We start from the raw sequence: 21,216 nt of genomic DNA, 5'->3' as shown, positions 1-21,216 counted from the left end.
GCCCCGTCAATCGCCAGCTTGAGTGTTGGGATGGTTGCGAGGCGCGCCGTCCGGAGGCGATGATCAGGGGGAAACGATACGGGGAGGGGATGGGTGTGATCGCGCTGGACAGCAACGCCTGCCGGCGTCTGCACGCCCCGACCCGGGGCTGGATGGCGACGACGGCGATCGTCGATGGTCAGCCGGCGGCGCCGACGCCCCACGCCCGGGGGAGCTGCCTGGGGTGCGGCGCGGCCATGGTGGCCAAGACCGGGCGGGTGACGTCCCATTGGGCGCATGCCGCGCCCCGGGACTGGGATCCCTGGTGGGAAAACGAGACGGCCTGGCATCGTGAGTGGAAGGCGAAGTTTCCCGAGGACTGGCGGGAGATCAGGCACGAGGCCCAGGGCGGGGAGATTCACCGCGCCGACGTGCGGACGGGGCCTGGCCTTATTCTGGAGTTCCAGCATTCGTCCCTGCGAGACGACGAGCTGGCCGCGCGCGAGGCTTTCTACGACAATCTGGTATGGGTGCTGGACGGCCGGCCGTTCGCGGCCAACTTCGAGATCCATCACATCCTGCCCGATCCGGACGCGCCGATCGCCCAGGACATGGTCTGGGTCCCGGCCAAGGTTGGCCTCTACGGCACGCACGGCGGGCTTTACCACCTACGCTCGGAGTTCGAGGCGCAGGTGGGGCGCGCCGCGGCGCGATCGGAGGTCCGGTACGGCACGATACGCGGGCTTGGCAGGATCAAGCGCGACATTGAGGCGGCTTATCGTGGTCACCATCAGTTCGTCTGGAAGCAGCCGCGGGGCGGCTGGCTGACGGCGGGCGCGCCGGTGTTCATCGACTTTGGCGAGGCTGGGCTCTGGCGTCTGGGCGTCTACGACGACTCGGGCCTGCGCTGTTGTCGCTTCACCAGTCAGGGGCGGTTTGTCGACGCGGCCAGGGTGGCGCGTGACGCGGCCGAACTGGAGCGCCTGCTCTGGCCGGTCCGCCCGTTTGAAGATTTCGCCGGCTACCCCATCAACTGACGCATCGGGGCGTCTGACAAGCGCTGCAATGGCGTTGTTCGAGGCGTGAACTTGGGCCAGGGTCCGCGCCCCGCCGTTGAGCGGACCGATTACCGTAGCAAGGCCAAGCCATGACCCTCGAAGACGCCATCGCCAAGCTTAAGGCGCAACGCGACGAGGTCGATCGCCTGCTCGACGACGCGCGGTTCAGCACGACCTTCAAGTTCTGGCAGCGGCACACACGGGTCGTGCTGGCCCAGATTTTCCAGCCTGACAGCTCGCACCACGCAGAGTTCGCCGCGATCAGCTACCGCAACAGCTTCGCGTTCAGCGACGAGGGCGATGGTCCGAGCGCCGAGCGTTATCGCGACGGTCTGTTGTCGGCCAAGGCGCTGCTGGCCAGCATCATCCGCGAGCTGGAGGAGTTTGGCCTGCCGCATGCGCCGGCGATGCAGACCGATGCGCTGGTGGACGCCGAGGCGCAGCTTGCGCACATCTGCCGGTCTTTCGCGGCCTTTGCCAAGCGGCTGCAGAAACGGCGCGGGGACCGGGCGGCGCTGATGGTCGAGGACGAGCACGACGTGCAGTATTTGATGCACGCGATCCTGGGTCTGTACTTTGAGGATATTCGCCCTGAGGAGCCCACCCCGACCGTGGCGGGCGGAAGCGCCAAGATCGATTTTCTGCTGAAAGCCGAGGGCATCGCCTTCGAGCTCAAGATGACCCGGCCGGATCTGAAGGACAACAAAACCGGCGGCGAAGCGCTGATCGATATCGGCCGCTATCCCAAGCACCCGGACGTGCGGTCGTTGGTCTACTTCGTCCATGATCCGGAGGGTTACATCACCAACCCCAAGGGCCTGATCGCCGACATCGAGCGCGATTACGGGGCGCTGCGGGCCAAGGTGATCATTGTCGGCCCATTCAGTTGAGCCGATCCTTCATTGGCGATCGCCTGGGAGGCTGATCAGCCTCAGTGCGGCCTGATGGGGTTCGTCCAGCGTCGATTAGGGTGACCCCAGGGGCGTGACCAACTCAATTGCCCATTACGACCGCGGAGGCGCTAGCGAGTTCCAGGCGGGCGGCTCGCTAGCGCAGGCGTGCGCCGATCTGTTCCATCTGCCGAATTTCCTGACGCTGGGCTTTGACGATATCGCCGCACAGGGTCACCAGTTCCGGATCAGCAAGCTTGGCCTCGCGGCACATCAGGATGGCGCCCGAATGGTGAGGGATCATCGAGGCGACGAACTGGCGGTCACCGATCCCGGCCTGGGCGCGTGTCGCCCAGAACGAGCCGGCTGTGAGGGTGGTGAAGAGCGCGATAAGCAGGATATTGGCGCGCTTGTCGGGAAACATGCCTGGCATGGTCAGGAGCATGAAGACGCCCATCGGCGCCCACATGGTCACGGCCATGTAGGCCATGTTCAGGTTGTTCTTAAAATCGCCCGTCCCATCGATCATGCTGAACATGACGACATACATGACCACTAGGCCAAGGATCATATTTAGCCAAAACAACAGGTAGGGGCGCGTCTTGTTGTCTTGACTTGAGCTGTTGTGGTCTTGGTGGGACATGGTCTTGCCTCCGGGTTAGAGCTTCGCCTTGGCGAAGACCTCGATCAGTTCATCGAATTTCTGACGTTGTTGGTCGGGGTCTCCCGACTGGATGGCCTGCGCGACGCAGCAGGCTGCGTGGGACTTCAGGACCTGGGTCTCGACTTTGGAGAGGGCCGCTTTGACCGCATGCAACTGATAGAGAATGTCGATGCAATAGCGGCCGTCCTCTACCATCTTGCCCACGCCCTGGACTTGGCCTGAGATACGCTTGAGCGCTTTGGAGATCGTGTCGGCGTCTCGCATTCTGGCCTCCTACCCATACCCCGCATGGGTATGGGTAAGGCATCTTGAGGGCGGTTCGTTCCCTTTGTGGTCACTTGAGATGACCGCCTGCGCGCTCAGGGGATTGGGCCGAATGTCCGCCAAAAGCCAGGTGCTCACGGTCAGATTGGCGTTGGGGCACGCCCGGTGCTCCGATGGAAAAGTCCTTGGCATTGCGCCGGCGGGCGCCGCACGAGGGGACGTGCGTTTTGGTAGGAGGTTTCATCCTCAAGCGACTATGCCGCCCGGTCATTTGAACCGACGATGAGGGATCAGCCGCTGGTGCTGCGTAATCGTCCATATGCGCCGGAATCCCCGCCGGCGCACCGTTCTGACTTTTGCCACAGGATCGCCGATGCCCCCGCGTCCCCTTGTTCTTGACCGCCGCGCCATACTCCGTGGAGCGGCGTTGCTGGGCGGCGGTGCGGCCGTCACCGCGCTTTTGCCGGCCTGGGCCCGCAGCGCCACGCCTGGCATCGCATCCACCCTCCCGACCCTGTCGGGCGAGACCATCAAGCTCACGGTCGGGCGCACGCCGATCCGCATCGACGGCAAGATGGCCCACGCGGTGACCATCAACGGCACGGTGCCTGGGCCTCTGCTGCGTCTGAAGGAAGGTCAGCGGGTTCGGATCGAGGTGACCAACACGCTCGACGAGGATACCTCGATCCACTGGCACGGCCTGCTGGTCCCGCCGGAGATGGACGGTGTGCCGGGCGTCAGCTTTCCAGGCATCGCGCCGGGTGAGACCTTTGTCTACGAGTTCCCGGTCATCCAGTCGGGGACCTACTGGTACCACAGCCACTCGGGCCTGCAGGAACCTGTGGGTCACTACGCGCCGATCGTGATCGAGCCGGCGGGCGCTGATCCGGTGGTGGCGGACCGCGAGCATGTCATCGTGCTGTCGGACCACAGCGACATGCACCCGCACATGGTGTTCACCCGGCTCAAGCAGATGGGCGGGGCCTTTAACTACCAAAAGCAAACCGTCGCGGGCCTTCTGGCCGGCAAGGACCAGACCCTGGCCGAGCGCCGGGAGTGGGCCAAGATGCTGATGGACCCCACCGACATTTCCGACATCACCGGGGCGGTGCAGACCTACCTGGTCAACGGCCATGGGCCCAAGGACAACTGGACGGCGCTGTTCACGCCGGGCGAACGGGTTCGCCTGCGGTTCATCAACGCCGCGGCCCAGATGGTTTTCAACGTGCGGATCCCGGGTCTGAAGCTGACGGTGGTCGCCGCCGACGGCCAGAACGTGCGGCCCGTCGAGGTCGATGAGTTCCAGATCGGCAACGCCGAGACCTACGACGTCATCGTCACGCCGACGCAAGACAAGGCCTTCACCATCGTCGCCGAGAGCGTCGACCGTTCGGGCATGGGCCGGGCTACCTTGGCGCCGCGCGCGGGAATGAGCGCCGATGTGCCGCCGTTGCGCCAGCGTCCGCTGGCGACCATGCGCGACATGGGCATGGACATGAGCAGCATGGGCGGTGGCGACATGGCCGGGATGGACCATGGGTCCATGGCTGGCATGGACCATGCGGCCATGGGGCACGGCGCGATGGCCAAGGCGGCCAAACCCGCGCCGGGCATGGCGCCGCCCCGGGCGCGGGGTTCGGACGTGATGGGCGACATGTCGGGGATGTCCGGCATGAACATGTCGATGCTCAATCCCGACAACGCGCCCAATGTACCGCTAGGCCCGGGCGTACAGATGCTTGCGCCCATGCCGATCGACCGCACGGGCGACACCGGCCAGGGCCTGGAGAGCGTCGGCCATCGGGTTCTGGTCTATCGTGATCTGGTGGCGCTCGAGCCCAACCCTGATCCAAGGCCGCCTGGGCGGGAGCTGGAAATCCATCTCACGGGCAACATGGAGCGGTTCATGTGGGGGTTCGATGGCAAGCGCTATTCGGACCATCCGGCGCCTTACGCCTTCACCAAGGGCGAGCGGGTCCGCGTGACCCTGATCAACGACACGATGATGGCCCACCCGATTCACCTGCACGGCCACTTCTTCGAACTGGCGTTCGGTCCGCGTGGTCATCAGCCGCGCAAGCATACGGTGATCGTCGCGCCCGGCGGCAAGGTGAGCTGGGACTTCACGGCCGAGCCCGGCGACTGGGCCATGCACTGCCACATGCTCTATCACATGCACGCCGGCATGTTTCAGGTGTTCGCGGTTCGCCCGCTGGATGGAGGCGCCCAATGAACCGGCTCCTGATGCTCGCCCTGGCGCCCGCCGCCATCGCCGCTCCCGCCATGGCGCAAGACCACTCCGGTCACGACATGTCGTCCATGCCGGGAATGTCGTCGTCGGCGGCCAAGCCGGCCAAGCCCGCCAAGCCCGCCAAACCCGCACAGGCCGCCAAGCCGGCGGCCGCAGCGCCGGCGCAGGGCCATTCAGGTCACGACATGTCGTCCATGCCCGGAATGTCGCCGTCGGCCACGGCCCAGCCGGCTAAGCCGGACCAGGCCGCCCAGCCGGCTGCAGCGGCGCCTGCGCAGGACCATTCAGGTCACGATATGTCGGGCATGCCCGGCATGGCGCCGGCCGTCGACCCTCATGCGGGCCACGCCACGGCTGCGGATGCTGGTGCGATGTCCGAAGAGCAGGGGCCATTGCCGGTATCGGATGATCCGGTGGCCATCCCCGAGCCGCCCAAGGACTTTGCTGCCGACAAGGTCTTTGGCACGGCCGCCATGGCTCGAAGCCGCCAAGTGCTGGCTCTCGAGCACGGCGGCGCGCGAGTGTCTCAGCTGCGCGCCAACATTCTGGAATGGGCGCCTCAGTCGGGCAAGGACGGCTATCGTTGGGATGTCGAGGGCTGGTACGGCGGCGACATCAACCGGGTCGTCGTCAAGACGGAGGCCGATGGCCTGTTCGGCGGCAAGCTTGAGAAGGGCGAGGTTCAGCTCCTCTATTCCCGAGCGGTCGCCCGCTACACCGACGTTCAAGTCGGTGTTCGTCAAGACATCGGGGAGGGCGCCTCGCGCACCTATCTGACTGCGGCTTTCGATACGATGTTGCCGTACTGGTTCGAGATCGAGGGCGCAGCGTTCCTGTCCGACAAGGGCGACGCCTTCGCGCGGCTCGAAGGCAGCTACGATCTGCGGCTGACTCAGCGGCTGGTCTTGCAGCCTCGCGCCGAGCTGGAGTTCGCGGCGCAAGACGTGCCTCGTCAGGGCGTGGCGGCGGGGCTGACCGATGGCGAGTTTGGCCTGCGGCTGCGCTATGAGATCCGTCGGGAGTTTGCGCCCTATATCGGCGTTTCGCACGAGCGGCAGTTCGGTGGAACCGCTGATCTGGCCAAGGCGCTTGGTCGTTCCACGCGAGACACGACCTTCGTGGTCGGTTTGCGAGCCTGGTTCTAAGGTTTCCGCAGAGTCCCGTCCGGTCCAGCCTCCGGACGGGCCTTGCGTGAACAAAAAAAGGAGCGGCGATCCTTTCGGGGCGCCGCTCCTTTGCTTTGGGGCCTGGGGCTGGGAGGCTTAGTTGACCTTGAAGCTGACCTGGCCGGCCATCTTCTTGCCGTCGGCGCCGGCGGCCGTCCAGGCGACCTTGTAGCCACCGCTGGTCAGCGCGCTTTCGGGCGTGCCGATCAGGGTCATGCCGTCGGGCGAGACGGTGGTCTTCATGCCCATCTTCATGCCGTGCTCGGGCATGGAGAGCTGCAGGTTGGCGCCGGGCGCCAGCTTTTCGCTGAAGGTCAGGCTGACGGACTTGGTCGTCGCCACCACGGTGTTGGCGGCGGGGGCGGACTGGACGAGCTTGATTTCGGCGCTGGCGGCGGTGGCGAGCGCGGCACCGAGGATCAGAGCGGCGGCGGCCGCGACGGTGGAGCGATAGGTCATGGGGACTACCTCATGCGGGGGAACACTACCCTTCAATACGCAGGGATGGGTTGGGCCCCTCATGGCGGCGGGGCCAGGCGCGGCGGCGCGGTCTTATGCGTCTTGCGCAGGTGCGCCGTCCTCCTCGCGCCGGGCCGGATAGGCGGGATCCACGCCGATGGCGCCGATGTCCCTGAGGGGTTCGGGCACGACGGCGGCGTGGATGCCGCCATCGTCGATCAGGATGTTCTCGGGGTGACCAAGCTGGATGTAGCGGATCGCCTCGCTACGGGCGACGACCCGCTCAGCCAGGGTAGTGACGGCTTCCACGGTTTCGCCGCGATGTCTGGCGATGTCGGCCAGCAGGCGTTCGTACCAGTCGGGCTTGCCGGTGTTGATGTTCAGGTTGGCGGCGGACTGGATGCGGCCTCTGGCCGTAAAAGGACCGTCGGCCTTGTTGACTAGCCCATCGAGGATCTCGCTGGTGACGATCATCCGCTGCATGCCCGTGACGATCTCTGTCCAGTTGAGGACGCGGTGACGGGCCGCCAGGGCGTCGGGAATGAACGCGGCGAGCCGATAGAGAAAGCGAGCGATGAATTGGGCCGCTTCCTGCCCGCCCACGGGCAGCAGGGTCGCCATGACCGTGAGCGAGCCCATGGCCAGGAAGCCGTTGCCGACGGTGGCGTGCGAGGCCGCATCGGCGCCATGGGTGTCGCAGGCGCTGAGGAGCACGATCGGCGGGGGACGCACGCGACCGCGTAGGCTCCAGACGTCGAGCGGGGTGTCGCCGATCATCAGGGTGCTGACGCCATGGCCGTCGTCGAGCCAGCCGTGACCGTCGAACACCATCACCGCGCCCGTGAAGGCGTTGAGTTCGGCTTCGAACGCCTCGACCGTCGAGATGTGGACATGCTTGATTTTGAGCCTGTCAAGCTGGGGAGCCATCGCCTCAAGGGCCTTGGCCATCACGTTGCGCAAGGGGTCGTGCGGCAGGAACGAGGAGACGACGAGGATGTCCTGGACGGTCTGGGGCGCGACGGTCGTGGGCTGATTGGTGGCGAGCTCGCCGATCATCAGATTGCCGGGGGTGGCGTTGATGCGCGAGCACTGGTGGCGCAGCATCAGTGGCAGGCCGCGGATCGGCAGCCATTCGATCGGCGGATCGGCGACGATCTTCACCGGGCCTGTGACTTCGTTGTCGAGGAACGCCATGCGCTCTGGGCCCACGGCTTGGCTGAGCGCTTCCTGGATCTCCCCGAACAGGCGCCGGGCCTTGTGCTTGGACTCGGCCTTGTTGGATCGCACGCTACGGGCATAGGCCGACAGCAGGGGGTAGACGCGATTGACCGCTGGTCGCAGCCGCATGACCGCCGAGGTCGTCGATGCCGCCGCCAGGCCGACCGTCGCCATGAAGAGGTGAAGCTCGCCCTGGCGAACCCGCAGGGTCTCCTGGGCTGCGGCTGAGGCGAAGAACTGTTCCAGGTCAGGGCTCGTCATCAGAAAGCCGGACTGCTGCTGGAGCATTTTGACGACCTCGGCCGAGGCCCGGTCGGGCGCCTTGCGCCAGTCGATGCGCTGATAGGCCCAGCGAAACAGCGCCGGCTCGACCAGCCACAGCTCCGGGTGGACCAGGATCAGCCGGTGCATATTGTCGAGGCCGGCGCGATCGCGAGCGGCGAACACCGCGCGAAGAGTTTCCAGGGTCTTGGTGTCGTAGTCGGTCTCGGCGCGTCCTTGGAAGGGCTCGCCTTCCTCGAAGCTGCGGCCGGCCCGGGTCAGGGACATCTGGTCTCCGAGCAGCATGTTGTGGCCATCCATCTTCAGACCCGACGGCTCGGGCGCGCGCATGACGTAGTCGTCGAGCATGGCGGCGGCGAAGATACGCCGGCGCTCGTCGAGCTGATCGCCATGCGTCTGGAGCACCTGGCGCAGGTGCGCCACCAGGCGCTCCTCGTCGAACTCATCGGCCGCGACCGCGCCTTCGACCTTGGTTGAGCTCACATGGAGAGGTTTGATCGTCTGATGGGCGCGCCAGGCTTCGACACGGGCGGCGGTCGCGGGGTCTGCGGTAAAAGCGACGACGAAGTAGCCGAGCAGGCGCGCGGGAATCTGCTCGAGCGCGTCGATGTTCACCGGCGTCCAGGACAGCATGCGTGCGCCGCCCATGCGTTGGGAGATCAAGCCATCGATCGGGGCTTTGTTCTCGGCGATGTCGGCCGGCAGCGTTGCGAGCTGTTCGACAAATCCGATCAAGCCGGTCCAGCCGGCGGAAAAGCCTTGGAACGGAGAGGTGTCGTCCCCGTCGGTTTCGGGCAGGACGAGAACATAGCTGATCTTGAGCGGGTCTCTGGGCGGCACGGGCGGATCCTTCCTGGCCCAACCGTCTAGGTTTGAAACCGCCGTTTTCAAACGCTGGGCCGTCTGAAATCTGGGACCCGCTCCGGGGCTGGTCGGCGACGGCGCGCTGGCGTCAGTCCAGGAGTGGGCGAATTTAGTCGTCTCAACCTGGGCGGATCGAAAGGCTATACTTGAGCCAACGGCTCAGGCGCGGCCTGGCGCAGAAACCACGTTTGGCGTGAGGGGAAGTTCCCACGCCTGCGTAGATACAGATGAAAGCCAAGGGTTCGGCACATGAGCAATGATCTCGATCAAAAGCTGGCGGCGCTGTCGCGCCAGCCCCATCCCAGTCTCCACGGCTTGGAGGGGCAGGTCTGGCAGCGCATCGAGGCGATCCGCGGCCGTCGTGTCGCTTCACGCATGATGATGCCTCTGCGGGCTGCCTCCCTGGTCGGGGCGCTGGGACTGGGCTTGGTGGGCGGGCGTCTGGCAGCCAGCGCGGCCGAGCGGCCGGCGCCGGAGATTTCGGTGTTCTCGGTTGACGCCAAGCTGGCCCCGTCCACCCTGCTGGGCGGGCACTGAGATGCCGAGCTTTTCACGCGGCGCCGCGCTGACGGTGGTTTTGGCTCTGGTCGCGGGTCTGTTGGGCGGCTGGCTTGGGACCACCCGCCTGCTGGATCGGCGCGCGCCCGGCTCGGTGCATGAGATCGTCCACCATGAACTAAAGCTCAGCCCCGATCAGGAAAAGCGCCTGGAGGTGCTGGAACAGGATTTCTCGGTTCGGCGCAAAGCGCGTGAGGCCGAGTTGCGGGCGGCCAATGCTCAGCTGGCCGCCGCCATTCAGAGCAAGCACAGCTACTCGCCGGAGGTCGTTGCTGCGGTCGAGCGCTTCCACGTGGCGATGGGGGAGCTGCAAAAGGAGACTGTGCAGCACGTTTTGGAAATGCGTACGGTGCTGACGCCTGAACAGGCCAAGACCTTCGATCGTCGTGTCACCGAAGCTCTGACGAACGACGCGACGTGACCGAGCCGAGCAAGGCGGACGACGACAGCGCGTTAGCGCGTCGCGCCGCCGAAGGAGATGAACGAGCGTTCAGCCAGTTGATGCGCCGCCACAAGGGGGCGCTGTTTGTGTTTGCGCGCCGCCATGTCGGCGACGCCGACGCCGCGCTAGATGTCGTCCAGGAGACCTTCGTTGCGGCCTGGAGAGCGCTTGGACGCTACGACCCGGCGCGGCCGTTTCCTGCCTGGCTGCGCGCTATTGCGCTCAACAAGTGTCGCGATCGAGGGCGCCGACTGCTGGTTCGCCGTCTGGTGATGGGAGAGCGCTCGATCGATGCGCCCGGTTCGCCAGACTACGCCGACGCGGGGCCTGGCCCTGAGACGACGATGCTGGAGGCGCAGGAGGCCGGTCGGCTCGAGGCGGCGATCGCGAGCCTGCCGACCAACCTGAAGGAGCCGTTGATCCTGACCTATCTTGATGGGTTTTCTCAGCAGGAAGCGGCCAAGATCCTCGACGTCAGCATCAAGACGATCGAGACCCGCGCCTACCGCGCGCGCAAGCGCCTAGCCGAGTTGCTCGGCGAACACTGACATTTTTCGATCCTCCCCGACGAGGGAACGCCGTCGCGCGTGCGTAGCGGTCTACGCGGCCAGGGCGTCCAAAGCCTGCCGCCGTTCTCGAAACGGGGGAAGCAAACCGTGTATCCAAGCGACATTCGCCCGCTGACGTCGTTGCGCATCTGCGCGGCGCTGTGGGTTCTGGTCTACCACTTCCGGAACCATCTCGACCTTGGGCTCGGGCACACAGGCCTGGTGGCCAAGGGTTATCTGGGGGTGGATCTGTTTTTCATCCTGTCGGGCTTCATCTTCAGCCACGTCTACACCCGTGCTGTGGAGCACCGGCGCTTCAATTATCGTTCGTTCCTGTGGGCGCGTCTCGCGCGCGTCTATCCGGTTCACTTGGTGACCTTGGGCGCGACGATCCTCATCTGGCTGGCGGCGCTGAGGTTGGGCGCGCGGTTCGATCCGGTGGCTTTTGATCCAAGGGTCATCCCTCAGCATCTGCTGCTGATCCACGCCTGGGGGACGACGCCCACCGTGCAGTGGAACTTTCCCTCATGGTCGATCTCGGCTGAGTGGTTCGCCTATCTGTTCTTTCCGCTGGCGGCGGCGGTGTCGATCCGGCTGCGGCGTCGTCCGCTGGTGCTGGTCGGACTGAGTTTTGTGGTGTTCGGGGCTCTGTTCTTGGCCACGCAGGCCAGGGGTTTGCTGCTCACGGACATGACCGCCCAAGGGGGGCTCGCGCGGATCGTGCCGGCATTCCTGATGGGGGCGGCGCTGCATCGGCTGGGTCTTTCGACCCATATCGCGCGGCGCTGGGCGATGACCGGGGCGGCTGGCGGCGACGGGCTGGATCGTGGCGGTGGCGAGCTTGAGGCTCAGCGATCTGGTGATTTGGCCAGCTCTGGCGGCCTTGATCTTTTTCCTGGCCGAGGCCGCCAAGGGATCGGTTCAGGGCGTGATGTCGGCCCGGCCGCTCGTCTATCTGGGCGAGGTTTCCTATGCGGTCTACATGACGCACTTGCCGATCGACATCGCCTATTTTCACTTGCTGGACCGTCTCTCGCCCGGCTTGACCGGGGGCAGGGCCTGGCTGGCCTGGATCGGGGTGTTTGGCGTGTGTCTGGTCGTGTCGATGGCTGTGTATCATCTGGTGGAGCGACCTGCCCGGGACTGGCTGCGGGCCCGGGACCCGTTCGCGCGGCGTCCGGTCGGCGAGGCCGACGCCGAGCCCGTCATTTGACGACGGGCTCGGCGAGCCGTCATGGGCCCGTGATCGGGCTCATGCGGCCAAGCCAGGCGACGGCGGCCAGGACGGCGATGGCCGCGCCGGCCTCCAGGATCAGGCTGCTGCGCAGGGCCGCGATGGCCGCTGCGGTGCGCGCCGGATCGTCTTTTGCCGCCTTGAGCGCAGGGGTCAGGTGGAGGCGGTTGGCGCCGGCCAGGCCGAGCATGGCGATGAAAAGGCCAAGCTTCAGCAGCAGAAGTTTGCCGTAAGGCGTGGTTACGAGTTCCGGCAGGCCCGCCGGGCCGACGAGGAACCAGCTATTGACCAGCCCGGTCCCGATCAGCAGCGCGACAATGACCGATCCAAGACCCGCAAAGCCCTCCAGGGCGTTGTGAAACGCCTGGGTGTTTTCGGGCGAGCGGCGCCGTTCAAACGCCATGCGGGCGAAGATCGCCAGGGCGCCGATCCAGGCCGCCGCGGCGACGAGGTGAACGATATCGGCAATGAGATGCAGCATCGCCCCCGGGCCTTCGCTAGCTGCGCCATGGCCCATCCAGGCGAAGCTGGCCGTGGCGATGAGACCAAGCGCCAGGGCCGCGGCAAAGCCGGCTCGGGAGGGCATGAACAAGAGGGCGACGGCGGCAAGCAGCGCCGACAGGGCGCGAATGACCGAGGCTGGACCCATGTCCATGCTGGTGAGGACGGCTTTGACGGTCTCAGGCTCGAAGACCGTAGCCAGGGATCCGGCGACTATGGCGGTTTGGGCTATGAGCCCGGCCACGGACAGTAGCGCCAGCGCGGCGCCCGATTGGATCAGCAGGGTTCGCGGCCATCCGAGCGCCGAGGCGCTCACGGGGCCATGGGCGGGAAGGGAGCGGAGCGCAAAAAGCGCTCCGCCGGTGAGGACGAATGCGGCCGCGAACTGGGCGAGCCGTAGAACGTCGACAATCGGTTCCATCGTTACTTCACGGTGAAGTTGAAGAAACCTTCCATACGGTGCCCATCACCCGAGGCGGCCGCGTGCCAGCTGACCTTGTAGACGCCCGGCGAGAGCTTGCCGGCGGGGACGCCGGTGACCGTTTTCTTGTCGGCCGCCACGGTGGTTTTGACCTTCACGGCGCCGCCGCTGGCCTTGGCCAGTTCGAACGAGGTGAAGGCCGGCACCAGGGTTTCGTTGAAGGTCAGGATGATGGTGCTGGGGGCGGCGATGGTGGCGTCGGCCGCCGGATTGGACGTCACCAGCTTGGCGTGGGCGCTGGCTTGGCCGGCGATGAGGGTCATCGCCGCGGCGGCGATCAGCGAGGTGTAGCGCAGGGACATAAGAGGGATCCTCTGGGAGGTTGGCTTGCGTGAATCTCTACGCAGGCCAGCTTGATCTCCCTCAAGTTTCCATCGCGTCCCCGGCCGATGCCGAAGCCTGATCGGGTACGGGCGCAGGCGCCTGGCGTTAGCCCGGCCGTTGACCGATCACAGCGCCGTGGCTCCGGCGACGATGGTGTTTCCCGCCGCGATCTGGGGCAGGGCGATGGCCCTCAGGGATGAGCCGAGTTTGGGGTGAAGCGTGCGACCAGATCAAAAGCGTCGCCTGGAAAGAGCAGGCTGACATGGGTCACGCCCGCGCCCGAGCGCCAGGTGCGGCGATCCAGGCGCAAGCAGGCGCTCGTCGAATCCTGGTGCAGCGCCTGGGCTACGGCTCTGGTCGGCGCCACCGCGCTGATGCGGTGCTCGGCCTCCGTCCATGGGACCGTTCGCAGCAGCCAGGTGCCTGGGGGCATGACGGCAAACTCCACGCCTTGCGCTTCGGGCACGGCGTCCAGGCTGATCAGCCGCTCTTCCAGGGCGAACGGACGATCATTGGCCTTGTGCAGGCAGCTAAGCAGCAGGACCTCGCAGGTCTCGGGAAGGTCGAATTCGAGAGCCTCCCGCCGCGTGACGGGCCGAATGCGGCGGCTAAGCAGGATGTACGCGTAGACCTGTCCGCGAGCGCGCACCTCGGCCTGGATGTCGGGAATATCCAGGACGGCGGAATGGATCCTGGGTCTGGAGACGAAGGTGCCCATGCGACGCCTGCGGACGATCAGGCCGCTGTCGACGAGCTTGGACAGGGCCTTGCTGACCGTCATCCGCGAGCAGTCGAACCGGCGCATGAGTTCGTGCTCGGCCGGTATGCGGTGCCCTGGCGGCCAGGCGCCCGAGAGGATCTTCTCGGCGATATCGGCCTTGATGCGCCCGTGAAGGCTTTCGGCCGAGGCGGACAAGGAAGCGGGCGGAGCGGGCATCAGCGACCTCGCAGCTTGTCGATGGGGTCCAGGACATAGGCGAAATCCTGCCGGCGGAAGCTGCGGAACAGCAGGATGAAACCGCTCAGGGCCAGCCAGAGACACCCGGTGGCGACGGTGATGATCAAGGGGTGATTGAAGCTGGCGCCCGTGGGGTAGTCCATGATGTGGATCATCCAAAAGAGGTTCCAGGTTCGGGTGGTGTCGTTGACCCGGTGATGGATCGATCCCGTGCGCGGATCGACAAAGAGCGCGGTATGCTCAAGGTCATCAAATCCGACCCGCCAGACCGGCAGCGGCACGCCGCGGACTTCGCCGCTGGGCTTTTCGACGATCTGGATGGAAGTCGGGACGCCAACGCCGGCATAGCTGCCTTGCGCCAGGGCTTTTGCGCGCGGGGCGTCGATGGTGACGGGGGCGCCGGTGGTCGCATCAAACAGGCGCAGATCGATCGGCGTTTCGATCTCGTAGACATACTGTTCGCCCAGCGGGCGAAGCCGGGCGCGCAGGATGGGCGCCTCGAGGGTTTGGGCCAGGGATGCGAGCGCGATGGGCGTGTGGGGACGCGCCAGCGAAGGCGGCGCGCGCTCACTGCTCTCGGCCGCGACTTTCTTGGCGTCGAGCATGGCCATCATCGCCCCGCTTATGGACCAGAGCAGAAATTGCAGTCCAAGGATCAGGCCGAACCATTTGTGCAGGGTGCGGATCAGAAACACAGGTCACCCCTTAGGCGAGTTTGCGCACACGGCGCTTGCGACGGAAGCTGAAGATCAGGAGCCAGGCTCCCGTGAGCGAGGTGGCCACCGCCATCCAGGCTGCGGTGCGCAGGAGCAGGTTGTTGACGTCGACCCGTGCCTCGTAGTCCATGATGTGGAACATCCACACGAAGTCGAAGGCGCGCCAAAGATCGTGGCGTTTGGCCACCAGCTCTCCGGTCTGGGGAGAGATGTAGAGCGTCGGGCGCCAGCGCCCGGCGAACTCGATCCGCCAGATGGGCGCGGGGCGGCCTTTGATCTCGCTAGGAATGACGCTGAGCAGATCGGATTTTACGATTGAACCCGCGCCGGCGTAATGCGCCCGGGCGCGTGCCTCGGCGGCCGCGCGATCCAGCGGCGACAGCGGGCGGCCTGAACGCGCATCGACGAGTGTGCGCTGCTTGCCTTCGCCGACGACAAAGACCGGCGCGCCAAGCTGAGTATCGAGCTTGATCGTGCTGGCCGCCGGGTAGCGACTCAATATCTCGCTTGGATCGCGCACGCTGGATGGATCGATCGGCGTCACGGGGGCGGGGCGCACTAGGGCGTCGCCGTGGATGATGTCGATGTGGACGGCGGTCATGTAGAGGCCGCTCAGCATCCAGAAGAGCGCTTGAACGCCAATGATCAGCGCGAGCCATTTGTGGGTTTTGCGGGCCAGGGCTGGCCAGCGGATCGCCGGTTTCTTTTTGTTGGCCATGATCGAATGTGGTCGGCCAAGCTAGGCTTGGCCGACGGTCCCCTTTGATTAGTCGAAATGATAGGTGAGCTTGAGGTAACCGCGACGACCCAGCAGGTCGTAGGTCATGGTGTCGGTGTTGCCGTCGGTCCAGCTCTTGATGAAGGGCGCTTTCTTGTCGAAGAGGTTGTCGACCCCGACCGTCAGGCCCGCGCGGGTTCCGAGGCGATAGGCGAACTGAGCGTTGTGGTAGAAGACATTGGGCGAGCGGTAGCCGATGTCGGTGGGCGCGGCGTTGAAGTCGGTGGCCTTGCCGATCAGCTGCACCGAATAGTTGGCCGACCAGCGCGGGCTTTGCAGCGAGGCGTTGAGGCTGGATCGCCAGTGAGGATAGCCGCCGTTGCCGCCGCCGATATGGCCGTCGAAGACGATCGGGGTGGCGCCTTGGAACGGCGTGATCACGTACTTGTCCAGATAGGTGGTGTTCCAGTCGATGCTGGCGTCCAGGCCCCGGACGTCGAAATCGTATCGGACGCCGATGTCGACGCCACGCATCTGCTCGCGCCCGGCGTTGGAGGGCTGCGAAGACAGGAAGTTGATCTCGCCCGTCAGGGTGCTGCGGGTGAAGTTGGCCGGGCCGCAGAACGGGTGGCTCAGATTGACCGAGGCATAGCAGACCGCCAGCTTCGTCGAGCCCGGGATCGAGCGGATGGCGTCCGAGATCTTGATGTCGAAATAGTCGACCGTGACCGACAGTTTGGGGATGAAGGCCGGTTGCAGGACCGCGCCGACCGTCAGGGTCTTGGCGCTTTCCGGCTGCAGGGCGCTGTTGCCGCCGACGGTGGTCAGCACGGTGTTGCCGAGCTGAACATAGTTGGCCGGCACGCCGCTGGCCCGGCAGTTGGCCACCAGGGTGGCGTTGGTGCTGCTACCATAGCGGCTGCAGGGATCGGTGGTGGTCAAGTTGCCTTCGGCGACCCCGCCGAACAGCTCCGGGACGCTAGGGATCCGGAAGCCGGTTCCATAGGTCGCCCGAAGCCGCAGGCCCTCCACGACGCCCCAATTGACCCCGACCTTGTAGGTCTCGTTCGAGCCGAAGAGTTCATAGTCGGAGTAGCGCACGGCGCCGTTGAGTTCGAGCGTCCGGACCATGGGTAGGTCGGCCAGCAACGGCGCTGACAGCTCGACATAGGCTTCCTTGGTCGACACCTGGCCGGAGATCGGGTCTTGCTGGTTGGTGTTGGCGATGCCCAGCACGGTCAGGGCGTCGGGGTCGCGCCAACCCTTTTCCTCGCGATAGACCACGCCGGCGGCGACGCTCAGCTTGCCGGCCGGAAGCGTCAGCAGCGAGCCGGAGACATCGGCCGTGATGCTGCGTTGCTCGTTGCCGCCGGTGTCGCGCGAGTTGAAGAGGATGTATTTCAGAGCCGCTGGCGTCAGATCTCCCGCGCCAAGATAGTCGGCGCAGGGAATTGCCGCGCCCGGCGTGGTGCTGCAGATCGCCGGATTGATCGAGTTGGCCACCCGTTCGAGATTGGCGATATTGGTCATGCCGTCGACGCCGGTCGTCCGACCCCAGTTGGCGGCGGCTTCCCAGCTCCAGTCGCCGCCCAGTTCGCCGCGGGCGCCGCCCACGAAGCGGTAGGTGTCGACGCTTTGGGAGAAGATCCGCGGGCCAGGTTCGGCCAGGCGCCGCTGCACGAGCGTGATGTTCTGCCCGGTCGGGTTGGTCGGGTTGGTCGCCGAGATCGCCAGGTTGCGCAGGGTGCCGGGCGAGGCGATCTGATGGCTTTGGCGATGGGTGAAGAACGCCTCGCCAAACAGCGTCACCTTGTCGTTCAGCTTGTAGTCGGTCAGCAGCGCTGTGCTGAAGCGTTCAATGGGGCTGACGGCGTTGAGGAAGGGATTGGAATTGAAGTTGTGCTTGGCGGCGCTGTAGGGCTCGTAGAAATTGCCGTTGCCGCCGGGCGTCTGGTTGAAATTGATCTGCTGGCCGTTGGGCAGGACCGCGCGTCCACCAATCGTGGAGGCTGATGACACGCAGGTCAGCGCCCCGCCGACCTCACCCAGACCGCAGGGCGCGCGACTGGCCAGGTTGACCGCTTCGGTCTTCTGCCAGGTGATCGCGGCGGTGACCGAGCCGCGGTCGCTGTGCATGCCCCACAGCGCGTCCAGAGCGTATTCGTCGCCGTCGCCTTCGTCGGTGACGCCGTACTTGCCGGTCAGGGTGAGGCCTTCGACGTTCGTGCGCGTGACGATGTTGACGACCCCGGCGACCGCATCGGCGCCGTAGATGGCCGAGGCCCCGTCTTTCAGAACGTCGATGCGGCCGATGATCGCCGTCGGGATCATGTTCAGGTCGGGCGCGCTATTGGCGCCTGTGCCGCCGTTGACCACGCGACGGCCGTTGATCAGGGTCAAGGTGCGATTGATGCCCAGGCCCCGAAGATTGACCTGCGCGGTGCCGTAGCCGTTGCCCGTCCAGTAGGCGTTGGTTTGGTTGCCCGCGTTGCCGGCCGAGGCCGGCAGGCGCTGTAGGAGCGTTTCGACGTTGTTGACGCCGGAGCGCTCGACCTGCTCCTGCGAAATCACCGTTGCTGGCCCGACGCCGCTGATGTCCTGGCGTTTGATCCGGGTTCCGGTGACGACGACTTCTTCGACGTTGCTGGCCTCCTGAGCTTGCGCCGCCCATCCGCTGAACGACGCCGTAGCCATGGCGCCAGCCAGCAGCGCCCGCTTGAAATGCCAGTTCATCGACTGATCCCCCTCGTGTTTCCGATCCCGCCCAACGGTGGCGGCACGGAAACATGCTCGGGATCGAGCCCTCATCGCGTCAAGCTATGTATATACATAATGGGGAAAATTCGAGGGCATAATATTCCCGAAATTCAGCGTTTCTCGGGAAGGGTTGGTGTTTTTTCCGGGATTACGCTGAAAAATTCACAACATTTCAGATTATATCTGTCGCCTGATGGTTATTTTTCCAGCGTCGAATTATTCGAGTGGATGGTTTGTATCGGCTTACAATTTTGATTCCGTTTGATCAGATTTTGTGCGCGCATTATCGCGAAAATATGTGAATTAAATCTCATCAATCATGGCGCGAATGTCGATTAGATTCGAGTTTATTCGCAAACAATGTCAGACATTGTTTTGACATGACTATTCATGCGCCGAAATATTCGTCGCTACACACAATTATTATTACGAGAGAGCCGGGTTGCGGACGGATCAGGTCCGTCGCACCCGTTTCTCAGTAGAGGGATACGCAGCGCTTGGGCCGCCCCCTCAAAAAATGATGTGAGCGCCTAGAGACGGACCGCTCGAAGTCGCAGCGCGTTTCCAACCACGCTGACCGAAGACAGCGCCATGGCCGCGGCGGCGATCGCCGGCGACAGAAGCCAGCCAAAGACCGGATAGAGCAAACCGGCCGCGACCGGCACGCCCGCGACGTTGTAGGCGAAGGCGAAGAACAGGTTTTGGCGGATGTTGCCCATCACCGCGCGCGACAGGTGGCGGGCCTTTACCAGTCCCTCAAGATCGCCGTGCAGCAAGGTGACGCCGGCGCTCTCGATGGCCACGTCCGAGCCAGCGCCCATCGCCACGCCGACCTCCGCCGCCGCCAAGGCAGGGGCGTCGTTGACCCCATCGCCGGCCATGGCGACCTTGCGGCCTTCGGCGCGCAGCTTGTTGACGACAGCGGCCTTCTCCTCAGGCAGCACGTCGGCTTCGACCTCGTCGATTCCCAGGCTCTTGGCGACGGCCTGGGCGGTCGTACGGTTGTCGCCAGTCAGCATGACGATCCGCAAGCCTTGGGCCTTGAGGGCGGCGACGGCGCTCTGAGTGGTCGGCTTGATCGGATCGGCGATCGCCAGCACGGCTGCGGCCGCGCCATCGATGGCGACGAAGATCGCGGTGGCGCCGTCGCGTCGCAAAGCGTCGGCCTGAGCGGTCAGGGCTTCAGTGGAGATGCCTTGCTCGTCGAGGAACCGCGAGGAGCCGATGGCCATGGGGCGGCCGTCGATCTTGCCCAGGACGCCCTTGCCAACGGGAGAGTCGAAATCCTCGGGTTGCTGGAGCGGCAGGTCGCGTTGAGCCGCTGCCCGAACAATAGCGTCGGCGAGGGGGTGTTCGCTGGCGCGCTCGAGGCTGGCGGCCAGTTGCAGGATCTCATCTTCAGTGAAGCCGGGCAGGGGGCGAACCTGCGTCACCGCCGGACGACCTTCGGTCAGGGTGCCGGTCTTATCGATCACCAGGGTGTCGATTTTCTCGAAGCGTTCGAGCGCCTCGGCATTCTTGATAAGCACGCCTGCGCTGGCTCCGCGCCCCACCCCGACCATGATGGAGAGGGGCGTGGCCAGTCCCAGGGCGCATGGACAGGCGATGATCAGCACCGACACGGCGGAGACCAAGGCGAAGGCCATGCTCGGGGGCGGTCCGAAGATCGCCCAGGCCACGAAGGCGACCAAAGCCACCAAGATCACCGCAGGCACGAACCAGCCAGACACGCGATCGGCCATCCGCTGGATCGGCGCGCGGCTACGCTGGGCTTCGGCGACCATGGAGACGATTTGAGCCAGCAGGGTGTCGGATCCGACCTTGTCGGCGACCATCACGAACGAGCCGGTCTTGTTTTGCGATCCGCCGATGACCTTGTCGCCCTGGGCTTTGTGGACGGGCATGGACTCGCCGGTGACCAGGGCTTCGTCGACGGAAGCCTCGCCGGTCTCGACATGGCCATCGACGGGGATCTTTTCGCCGGGGCGGACACGCAACTGGTGACCGACTTCGATGTCCTCGACCTTGACCTCGATATCGTCTTCGCCGACCACGCGGCGGGCGGTTTTGGGGGAAAGGTTGAGCAGCGCTTTGATGGCCCCGGAAGTGTTCTCGCGCGCTCGCAGCTCCATCACCTGTCCCAACAGAACCAGGACGGTGATCACCGCAGCGGCTTCAAAATAGATCGGAGCCGAGCCGTCGGAGCGGCGGAAGGCTGCAGGAAAGAGGCCGGGCGCCAGGGTGGCCACCACGCTGTAGGCCCAGGCCACGCCGATCCCCATGGCGATCAGGGTGAACATGTTGAGCTGGCGGGTGATGAGCGAGCGCGCGCCGCGCTCGAAGAACGGCCAGCCGCACCCCAGGACGACCGGTGTCGCCAGCGCTAGTTGGATCCAGTTGGACAGATGGGGGGAGAGGTTTAGGGCCATCAAACCCACGTGGCCGCCCATCTCCAGCGCAAACACCGGTGCGGCCAGCGCCAAGCCGATCCAGAAACGGATGGTCATGCTGCGCAGTTCGGGGTTGGGACCGTTCTCGGCGCTCGCCGTCACCGGTTCCAGGCCCATGCCGCAAATCGGGCAATTGCCAGGCCCGACCTGGCGGATTTGGGGGTGCATCGGGCAGGTGTAGATCGCGCCGGCTGGGGCGGGTTTGGCGGCGGTCTCGGGGTTGGGTTCCGCGCGAAGCGAACCGGCATAGCGGGCAGGCTCGACGTCGAACTTGCGCGCGCAGCCGGTCGAGCAGAAGTGATAGGTCTGGCCTTCAAACGCTCGGTGTTCGGCCGCGGTTTGCGGGTCGACCTCCATCCCGCAGACCGGATCCTTGACTGCCTGGGCCGAGGTCTCGTGAGGGTGTTCGTGGTGGGGGTGTGAACCGCTCATCC

At 65.3% G+C, this 21,216-nt stretch carries 19 protein-coding genes and 1 pseudogene; 9 read left to right on the top strand and 11 right to left on the bottom strand.

Translation table 11 applies throughout. The features are described from left to right. The first annotated feature begins 95 nt into the window (after positions 1-95). Together C1707_RS19290 and C1707_RS26495 are read left to right on the top strand one after the other, a co-directional pair. Complete coding sequence (locus C1707_RS19290; protein WP_145998340.1) at positions 96-1,016, top strand: competence protein CoiA; 921 nt, start codon at positions 96-98, stop codon at positions 1,014-1,016. 110 nt (positions 1,017-1,126) lie between these two features. Beyond that, on the top strand, positions 1,127-1,927 hold the full coding sequence (locus tag C1707_RS26495) for a PD-(D/E)XK nuclease domain-containing protein (protein WP_205686790.1): 801 nt from the start codon (positions 1,127-1,129) through the stop codon (positions 1,925-1,927). A gap of 157 nt (positions 1,928-2,084) precedes the next feature. Here C1707_RS26495 and C1707_RS19280 read toward each other — a convergent pair whose 3' ends face one another. Together C1707_RS19280 and C1707_RS19275 are read right to left on the bottom strand one after the other, a co-directional pair. Further along, positions 2,085-2,570 (bottom strand): DUF305 domain-containing protein, encoded by a 486-nt coding sequence (locus C1707_RS19280; RefSeq protein WP_101712443.1) that lies wholly within the window; start codon positions 2,568-2,570, stop codon positions 2,085-2,087. 15 nt (positions 2,571-2,585) lie between these two features. Further along, complete coding sequence (locus C1707_RS19275) at positions 2,586-2,855, bottom strand: metal-sensitive transcriptional regulator (protein ID WP_101712442.1); 270 nt, start codon at positions 2,853-2,855, stop codon at positions 2,586-2,588. Between the two features lie 373 nt (positions 2,856-3,228). On the opposite strand from C1707_RS19275, the gene C1707_RS19270 reads away from it, so the two are divergent. Further along, a complete protein-coding gene (locus C1707_RS19270; protein WP_101712441.1) occupies positions 3,229-5,088 on the top strand; it encodes a copper resistance system multicopper oxidase in 1,860 nt (619 codons plus the stop codon). Continuing rightward, positions 5,085-6,251, top strand: a complete 1,167-nt coding sequence (locus C1707_RS19265) for a copper resistance protein B (protein WP_101712440.1) — start codon at positions 5,085-5,087, stop codon at positions 6,249-6,251. The genes C1707_RS19270 and C1707_RS19265 overlap by 4 nt, the downstream gene beginning before the upstream one ends. Positions 6,252-6,368: 117 nt before the next feature. On the opposite strand, the gene C1707_RS19260 is transcribed toward C1707_RS19265, so the two are convergent. Together C1707_RS19260 and C1707_RS19255 are read right to left on the bottom strand one after the other, a co-directional pair. After that, positions 6,369-6,731, bottom strand: coding sequence for a copper resistance protein CopC (locus C1707_RS19260; protein ID WP_101712439.1), 363 nt, complete (start codon positions 6,729-6,731; stop codon positions 6,369-6,371). A gap of 93 nt (positions 6,732-6,824) precedes the next feature. Then, entirely contained in the window at positions 6,825-9,071 is a 2,247-nt protein-coding gene (locus tag C1707_RS19255; RefSeq protein ID WP_101712438.1) for a CHAT domain-containing protein, read from the bottom strand. Between the two features lie 273 nt (positions 9,072-9,344). On the opposite strand from C1707_RS19255, the gene C1707_RS19250 reads away from it, so the two are divergent. The 5 genes and pseudogenes from C1707_RS19250 to C1707_RS26435 all read left to right on the top strand — a co-directional run bounded on the left by C1707_RS19250 (position 9,345) and on the right by C1707_RS26435 (position 11,856). Beyond that, positions 9,345-9,632, top strand: coding sequence for a hypothetical protein (locus C1707_RS19250; protein WP_101712437.1), 288 nt, complete (start codon positions 9,345-9,347; stop codon positions 9,630-9,632). 1 nt (position 9,633) lies between these two features. After that, complete coding sequence (locus C1707_RS19245; RefSeq protein WP_101712436.1) at positions 9,634-10,074, top strand: periplasmic heavy metal sensor; 441 nt, start codon at positions 9,634-9,636, stop codon at positions 10,072-10,074. Beyond that, complete coding sequence (locus C1707_RS19240; RefSeq protein WP_240633746.1) at positions 10,071-10,643, top strand: RNA polymerase sigma factor; 573 nt, start codon at positions 10,071-10,073, stop codon at positions 10,641-10,643. The genes C1707_RS19245 and C1707_RS19240 overlap by 4 nt, the downstream gene beginning before the upstream one ends. Before the next feature lie 39 nt (positions 10,644-10,682). After that, positions 10,683-11,369: pseudogene (locus C1707_RS27220) on the top strand (acyltransferase family protein); the annotation flags it as partial. Positions 11,370-11,469: 100 nt separating this feature from the next. Beyond that, positions 11,470-11,856 carry an acyltransferase family protein gene (locus tag C1707_RS26435; RefSeq protein WP_145998338.1) on the top strand — a complete coding sequence of 129 codons (387 nt, stop codon included), beginning with the start codon at positions 11,470-11,472 and terminating at the stop codon, positions 11,854-11,856. A 19-nt stretch (positions 11,857-11,875) separates the two neighbouring features. Here the strand turns inward: C1707_RS26435 and copD are convergent, their stop codons facing one another. The 7 genes from copD to C1707_RS19200 all read right to left on the bottom strand — a co-directional run bounded on the left by copD (position 11,876) and on the right by C1707_RS19200 (position 21,214). Beyond that, entirely contained in the window at positions 11,876-12,799 is a 924-nt protein-coding gene (gene copD / locus C1707_RS19230) for a copper homeostasis membrane protein CopD (protein WP_101712434.1), read from the bottom strand. Between the two features lie 2 nt (positions 12,800-12,801). Further along, positions 12,802-13,161 carry a copper homeostasis periplasmic binding protein CopC gene (gene copC / locus C1707_RS19225; RefSeq protein ID WP_101712433.1) on the bottom strand — a complete coding sequence of 120 codons (360 nt, stop codon included), beginning with the start codon at positions 13,159-13,161 and terminating at the stop codon, positions 12,802-12,804. Between the two features lie 212 nt (positions 13,162-13,373). Beyond that, entirely contained in the window at positions 13,374-14,120 is a 747-nt protein-coding gene (gene hutC / locus C1707_RS19220; protein WP_101712432.1) for a histidine utilization repressor, read from the bottom strand. Then, the gene (locus C1707_RS19215; protein WP_101712431.1) at positions 14,120-14,836 is read right to left on the bottom strand and encodes a PepSY domain-containing protein; all 717 of its coding nucleotides are present in this window, start codon (positions 14,834-14,836) and stop codon (positions 14,120-14,122) included. Before C1707_RS19215 ends, hutC begins: the two co-directional genes overlap by 1 nt. Positions 14,837-14,846: 10 nt before the next feature. Beyond that, on the bottom strand, positions 14,847-15,575 hold the full coding sequence (locus C1707_RS19210) for a PepSY domain-containing protein (RefSeq protein WP_101712430.1): 729 nt from the start codon (positions 15,573-15,575) through the stop codon (positions 14,847-14,849). A gap of 48 nt (positions 15,576-15,623) precedes the next feature. Continuing rightward, positions 15,624-18,308, bottom strand: coding sequence for a TonB-dependent receptor (locus C1707_RS19205; RefSeq protein WP_101712429.1), 2,685 nt, complete (start codon positions 18,306-18,308; stop codon positions 15,624-15,626). A 554-nt stretch (positions 18,309-18,862) separates the two neighbouring features. Then, positions 18,863-21,214: a heavy metal translocating P-type ATPase gene (locus C1707_RS19200; RefSeq protein WP_101712428.1), complete on the bottom strand. Its 2,352-nt coding sequence runs from the start codon at positions 21,212-21,214 to the stop codon at positions 18,863-18,865. Between the last annotated feature and the right edge of the window lie 2 nt (positions 21,215-21,216).

The sequence above is a fragment of the Caulobacter flavus genome, from assembly GCF_003722335.1.
GTDB lineage: Bacteria > Pseudomonadota > Alphaproteobacteria > Caulobacterales > Caulobacteraceae > Caulobacter > Caulobacter flavus.
Note: the sequence above shows the minus strand (reverse complement) of the source record. Positions and strands in the feature narration are given on the sequence as shown.